Origin of the sequence: Mycobacterium sp. (genome assembly GCF_035603715.1) — a bacterium.
Taxonomy (GTDB): Bacteria; Actinomycetota; Actinomycetes; order Mycobacteriales; family Mycobacteriaceae; genus Mycobacterium.
Genome location: NZ_DATNJW010000137.1, coordinates 1 through 6,123, shown reverse-complemented (window position 1 = coordinate 6,123; position 6,123 = coordinate 1). Strand labels below are relative to the sequence as shown.

7 protein-coding genes are annotated in these 6,123 nt (G+C 64.7%); 3 read left to right on the top strand and 4 right to left on the bottom strand.

Going from position 1 to position 6,123, the window contains the following annotated elements:
* Window positions 1-39: 39 nt before the first annotated feature.
* A complete protein-coding gene (locus VN856_RS06290; protein ID WP_325687224.1) occupies window positions 40-438 on the bottom strand; it encodes a Zn-ribbon domain-containing OB-fold protein in 399 nt (132 codons plus the stop codon).
* A 168-nt stretch (window positions 439-606) separates the two neighbouring features.
* Between VN856_RS06290 and VN856_RS06285 the strand changes: the two genes are divergently transcribed.
* From VN856_RS06285 to VN856_RS06275, 3 genes are all read left to right on the top strand, one after another.
* Window positions 607-2,268, top strand: a complete 1,662-nt coding sequence (locus tag VN856_RS06285; RefSeq protein WP_325687222.1) for a SpoIIE family protein phosphatase — start codon at window positions 607-609, stop codon at window positions 2,266-2,268.
* 201 nt (window positions 2,269-2,469) lie between these two features.
* Window positions 2,470-2,841: an STAS domain-containing protein gene (locus VN856_RS06280; protein ID WP_325687220.1), complete on the top strand. Its 372-nt coding sequence runs from the start codon at window positions 2,470-2,472 to the stop codon at window positions 2,839-2,841.
* A 153-nt stretch (window positions 2,842-2,994) separates the two neighbouring features.
* Window positions 2,995-3,801 (top strand): L,D-transpeptidase, encoded by an 807-nt coding sequence (locus tag VN856_RS06275; RefSeq protein ID WP_325687218.1) that lies wholly within the window; start codon window positions 2,995-2,997, stop codon window positions 3,799-3,801.
* 165 nt (window positions 3,802-3,966) lie between these two features.
* Here VN856_RS06275 and VN856_RS06270 read toward each other — a convergent pair whose 3' ends face one another.
* The 3 genes from VN856_RS06270 to VN856_RS06260 all read right to left on the bottom strand — a co-directional run.
* Window positions 3,967-4,530, bottom strand: coding sequence for a hypothetical protein (locus VN856_RS06270; RefSeq protein ID WP_325687226.1), 564 nt, complete (start codon window positions 4,528-4,530; stop codon window positions 3,967-3,969).
* Window positions 4,531-4,832: 302 nt separating this feature from the next.
* Window positions 4,833-5,507, bottom strand: coding sequence for a hypothetical protein (locus VN856_RS06265; RefSeq protein ID WP_325687215.1), 675 nt, complete (start codon window positions 5,505-5,507; stop codon window positions 4,833-4,835).
* Window positions 5,508-5,586: 79 nt separating this feature from the next.
* On the bottom strand, window positions 5,587-6,123 hold a 537-nt coding region (locus VN856_RS06260), incomplete at its 5' end, for a helix-turn-helix domain-containing protein (protein WP_325687213.1).

The window sequence follows — 6,123 nt, the reverse complement described above, 5'->3', positions numbered from 1 at the left end:
CTGACGCTCATAGTGACTTCTCCTTTTTGACGTGGATTGTCAGGTCGCGGGTTCGAAGCCGAAGCCGATGGCCTCGGTGCCCGCCGAATCGGTGCCGATCGAGTAGGTAGCCAGCCGCACCTTCATCCCGTCGCGGACATGTTCGGGATCGGGCTCGACATTGACCAAGTTGGCGCGCACCTGGGTGCCGTCGCAGTCGACCACCGACGCGACGAACGGGGTGGGAATGCCGGGTGCGGCAAACGTGACGATGGTGAACGCCCGCAGCGTGCCCTCGGTCGCAACGTCGACGGGTGAAAATTCGGACGCGAAACAACCGGCGCAGGCATTGCGCCGATCGAAGAATCGGGCGCCGCAGTTTGTGCATTCCTGCGCGACGAGGTGGGGATCGCCGTCATCGAGCACCAAGTAGTCGACCAATGGGATCTGACCCGTCATAACACCTCCGTCGTATGTACTCTGACCGTAGCGAGTGCGGCCCGATTAAAGATCCGAAATATCAAGATCGGGCCGTAGCAAAACTGAGACTTCCGCAGCGACAAGCGATATGCGTAAAGTCCTCGCCAACGATAGTTAAGTAGACGCGACAATTTAGGTCGATTTGGTATGCAGGATGCGGCTCCGGTTCCGGTTGAGACCGACCATCAGTCGCTGTGGACCTACGTCGCCTGCCCCACTCTTGTTGTTGATCAGACCGGAGCCATCCGGGCTCTGAGCGCGTCAGCGCAGTCGCTATTACCCGAGGTAGGGCCGGGCACTCCGCTGGAGGCCGCCGTCGGATGGCTATCGTCCGTGCATCTCCGGCTCGTCGAACCAGCGTCGGCCCCGGAGAGCAGGGAGTCGTTCAGCGCAACGGGCCCCGTCGCCGGCCGCAAGTTCGACGCCCACCACGCAAGGCTTCCCAGCGGAGAAGTGGCGTGGTCGCTGGTCGAGGACACCGGCCAGGTGCTGCGCGAGGCCCAACATGCCCTGACGCGCGAGCACGAACGCGCCGAATTCCTGCTCGAAGCGTCGTCGGTGTTGATGGCGTCGCTGAATGTCGACCGGTGCCGGGAAGCGACCGCGCAGCTTGCCGCTCGGGATCTCGCCGACGCTGCCGTCGTCGTCGCGCCCGTCGGCCCGGGCCGCCGGATGCCGATCTTCTACGGCGACTCGACCGGCGCCGTGGAGCAGCGCAGTGTTGATGCCGATCCGACCTCAGTGGCCGGTTTGAGCGAGGCATTGCGGGAATTCCCGCCGGGTCCCGCTCGCCGGATCGACGCCGCGACGCTGCCGGATTGGCTGATTCCGACCGGCTTTCCCCGCCCGTTGGGCTCGGTGATGATCACCCCGCTGGCTGGTCACGGCGTGTCGGCAGGTGCGCTGGTGCTGCTGCGGTACGCCGAAGGGGGCGTGTTCAGCGAAAGCGACGAGGTACTCGCGCGGTTGTTCGCGGCCCGGGCCGGTGTGGCGCTGTCGGCCGCCCGACTGTATGCCGAGCAAGCCTCGATCACCCGCACACTGATGCGCGACTTGCTGCCGCCGCAACTGCAGCCGATGCACGGCATCGAATTCGCGGGCGGCTACCGAGCTTCGGAAGACTACGGAGTCGTCGGCGGTGACTTCTACGACGTGCACCCCGCGGCGACCGCTGACGGCGAGACGCTGGTCGTTCTCGGCGACGTGTGCGGCAAGGGCCTCGAGGCCGCCATGCTCACCGGCAAGATCCGTAACACGCTGCAGGCGTTGACGCCTCTGGCCGCCGATCATCAAGCAGTCCTCGAATTGCTCAACGGCGCGATGTTGTCCGCCGAGCACTGCCGCTTCGCCACCTTGGTACTGGCGTCGGTCGCCAACCGCGACGGCGGGGTGTTCCTGCGGCTGACCAGCGCGGGCCATCTTCCCCCACTGATCGTGCGCGACGGCGGGCAGGTCGAGCAGGCTGATACCTGCGGCACGCTCATCGGCGCGTTGCCCAACATCGAAGCGCAGTCGTTCGAGACCTACCTGGCGCCAGGAGAGACCTGCGTGCTCTACACCGATGGAGTCACCGAGGCGCGGGGTGGCCCGCTGGGTGACTATATGTTCGGCGAGGAGCGTCTGGCTTCCGCGCTGGCCGAGTGCTCCGGAATGCCCGCCGAATCAGTGGTCGAGCGCGTCATGATGCTGGCCACCCAGTGGATCGGTCAGCAGGTGCATGACGACATCGCCGTCGTGGCCATCACCGCTCCACGCCGCACACACCTGAGTGCCGTCGACGGCCACACCCGGGGAAGGTTCACGGCTTGAGCCCCCGGACCGCCGACATCCTCATCGCCCGAGGTGTGCCGGGCGCCACATTGTTTCCGACGCTGTTTCCGGCGCTCGACCTTTTGGGTACACAGCAGCATGACTTCCCCGCAGTCGGCGTTTGTTGGTTGCGGCCCAATCCGCTCTCGCCGACCGGAAGTGTTCGGCGACCGACCCCCAATTGATTACATGAACTTTTCCGTGACAATCGCTAAGACCGGACGGTCGGCCTGCGTGCGGGTCACCGGCGACCTCGACTACGAAAGTGCCGATGAAGTCGTCGAGGCGGCATCGCGATTACTCGCGCAGCAGGTCGGCCTGGTCGACCTGCACCTCGACCTCAGCGGCCTGACATTCCTGGACTCGGCGGCCCTTTCCGGCCTGCTTTTGCTGCACCGCCGGACCACTCAGTCGGGCGTCCAATTGCACCTCGACCATCGCCCCGCATTTCTCAATCGGGTACTACAGGTGACCGGACTACACAGCCATTTCGCCGCAACTCATTCGGACGCGTTAACCGGTGAGTCAACCCTGGCCGGCCAAACTGCCTCGAGCGAAACAAGCGTTCGCTGAGCTCAGTTTTCGTTTAACGGGCCCGGTTTCCGCTGACCGTAGCCAAAACGTGACCCATGCTTTATCGAATCGCTAACGCGCCCTTAAACTTCCAACATTCTGGACACCCGTAAGATCGCTATTGAAAACCTGTCTACTAGAAGGAACTGGCGCATGCGGGCGGTCTGTCGTTCTGTCGTTGTGGTGGTTGGGATCTCGGCATCGGTGGTCACCGGGCCTTCCGGTGTCAGCCTGACGGCATCACACCAGTCAGACCGCTTCGCGGTCGCTTCGATTCGGCCATCGATGGGCCAGGTCGTGGGTGTTGCGCATCCTGTGGTCGTCACGTTCCGCGCACCCGTGGTCAACCGGCGCGCGGCGGAGCGCGCCGTTCGGGTCGCATCGACCCCCTCAATGACCGGCAAGTTCGAATGGCTCGATAACGATGTCGTGCAATGGGTTCCGGACCGATACTGGCCGGCGCACAGCACCATAGCGCTGTCCGTGGGCGGCCTGTCGACGGATTTCAAAACCGGACCCGCCGTCCTCGGTGTCGCCGACATCTCGGATCACACCTTCACGGTGAGCGTCGACGGAGTTCCGAGCGCGCCTTCGACGCAACTGCCGGCCCCGCACCACCAACCGCACTGGGGCGAACCGGGCGTCATGCCGGCCTCGATGGGTAGGCCGGAGTTCCCGACGCCGGTCGGCGTTTACACGGTGATGTCCAAAGAGCGCACTGTGGTTATGGATTCGAGCAGTGTCGGCGTCCCTATCAGCAGTCCCCAGGGTTACAAGACGCCGGTGGATTTCGCCGACCGGATCAGCAGCCGCGGGCTGTTCGTGCATTCGGCTCCGTGGGCCGTCCAATCGCTTGGACTCGAAAACGTCAGCCATGGCTGCATCAGCCTGAGCCCCGCCGACGCCGAGTGGTACTTCAACACGGTCAACGTTGGCGACCCGGTGGTCGTCAAGGAGTAGCGAAGCCGACAGCCATCGGCAGTCAGGACGCCACGCCTCAAGTCACATGTACAGCATAATGCTGTTGTGGTGCAGGACTTTCCGCATTCTTTCCCGAATCGCCGGCAGCTTATGAGCACTAAAAAACGCCCCCGGGTATGACCCGGGGGCGTGACGTAGTCTCCCTTACTCAACAGGTCCAGGCAGGATGGGCTCACCGGATACGGGGCCGCCTGTCGACGCCGTAGCGGTGGGCACTCCCTTACCGCCAACGCCACCCGCGAGTACAGCACCCGGGATCGGAGCAGCCGCGCCGCCAAGCGCGATCAGTGGAGCACCGGCAGGAACAACCGGTACCGGGGCACCTGCCGGAACGGGAGCGCCAGCAGGCAACGGAGCGCCCGCAGGAACAACCGGTACCGGAGCGCCCGCCGGAACGGGAGCACCAGCAGGTACAACCGGTACCGGAGCGCCGGCGGGAACCGGCGCAGCCACTGGCGCACCGCTCATGTCGGCGAGTGGGGCTCCACACGCCGCCGCACCGCCGGCGACTGCCGGGCCTGCACCGGCCGCACCACCGGCGACCGCGGGGGCACCGACTTCGCCCGCGGCGCCCTGCATGCACGCGTACCCTCCAGCCTTCAACGGAGCGGCTGCCGCATCCGGACTCAACGCTATCGCGGCGCCGCATAAGCCAACGCCGGCAACGACTTTGATGCTGAATCGGTCGAAGCTTGCCATCGACGTCAACTCCTTATCCACATTCGAGCATTTCCTACACAGCAATAGACGCGGCCAAAGGCGCGCAGCCATAACGGATTCGCGTTTCGACCAAAATCAGTTTTAGTGGACCGCTGTTCAACACGCACTACGCCACACCACACCGTTGCCAAATAGAGACGTTTAGACCGCAATCCGCACCAGTGCATCACGGTTTGATCGCAGCGGTCGCCCAAAACAGCGGCTGCTCATAGCGTTTGACACGCCGGGAGAAGGCACTGGGTGCCTTAGCTGCACTTGGCTTAATCGGGAACGAGAATCAATTCACCGGGTCAGCGAAGGTAGACTTCCCCGCCCTTGGGATATCCGCCACCGTGGGTGGTGATGTGGACGTGATCGTAGTGGCCGTAGCCGGATCCTGAGGGCCCCTTGGGCGTGTAGTACGTACCCCGCCAAATGCAATCCTGCAACGAGAATTTGTCCGCGTTCTTGAGCGCGAACGAGACGATCTCGTTGCCGAGCGCGATACCGGCGGCGCTGGACGGGTTGGGAATCATCACGTCGATCGCCAAGCCCTCGGGATGCCACCTGAGCGCGTCCGGTCGAACGCCGCCCATGTTCTTGATTTCCGGGAACACCGCGCTGATGGTGCGAGCGGCCAAGATCGTCTTGACCTGAAGGCCACGTTCCGGAGCGACATCCGCGATCAGGACTTGCGGGGCGTTCTTGGAGGCGACATGCCATCGCGACGCGCGTGATGCGGCCGCAGTTTCGGCGGGAGCGCCGGGGGCCGGGACAGCGGACGCGGACCACGCCGTCGTGGTCGGTGCGGTGGCCATGATCTGCAGATGGCAACATGGCGCGTCAGCTACCGCATTGGCGTCCCTGTGATGGTCCTCAGCGTGGGCGCTGCCGCCGAGGGCAAAGATGATGGCGACCGGGACGGCGACCGCAGCCATCACTACCGGCGACTTTCGGCCGCCGCTGGCTAACTTGTGACCCGGCACGGCAAGCAGCTTACGAGCAAATCGCGAATTAGTCACGATCAGGTAACGACGCCGCAGGTGGGACGGATTGCGACGCCGCTCAAGCGCCGCCCTCCATCGGCCAATTGCCCGATTCGGGCACAAATCGAAGTGTGGCCGCCGGAGGTAGCGTTCGCCGGTCGCCGGCCGATATCGCGTCGAGCATCAGCGCAACGTAGCGGCGCCAACCGTCGCTGCCGGAGTCCATCGTCCACAGCACGCTGTGCAGCATCGCGATCATCCGCGGCAGGTCGGCGGGAGCCAGGTCGGCCCGTACGACGCCGGCTCGCCGGCCGCGCTCAGCGAGCTCGCTGAGCGCCTCGTACAGCCCGGTCGAGACGTCCGACGTCAAGGACCCGGCTCGGCGCGCCGCTGTCAACAGATTGTGTTCGCGCGCGCCCAGCGATATCGCCGCATCGAACAGCTCGGCCAGGCCCGTCATGGGGTCAGCGGTCCTGCGGACCGCCTCAATCGTCGGCGTGAGGTCCTCGGCGATGCATTGGTCCAGTGCCGCACGAACCAGTTCTGCCTTGGTCGGAAACCTCCGGTACAGGGTGCGCTCACCGACACCGGCGCGACGGGCGATCGCCTCGACGGG

What these genes read in the sequence shown, in the direction of transcription:
- VN856_RS06290 (WP_325687224.1), bottom strand. Translation starts at nt 438, where the DNA reads ATGACGGGTCAGATCCCATTGGTCGACTACTTGGTGCTCGATGACGGC.
- VN856_RS06285 (WP_325687222.1), top strand. Translation starts at nt 607, where the DNA reads ATGCAGGATGCGGCTCCGGTTCCGGTTGAGACCGACCATCAGTCGCTG.
- VN856_RS06275 (WP_325687218.1), top strand. Translation starts at nt 2,995, where the DNA reads ATGCGGGCGGTCTGTCGTTCTGTCGTTGTGGTGGTTGGGATCTCGGCA.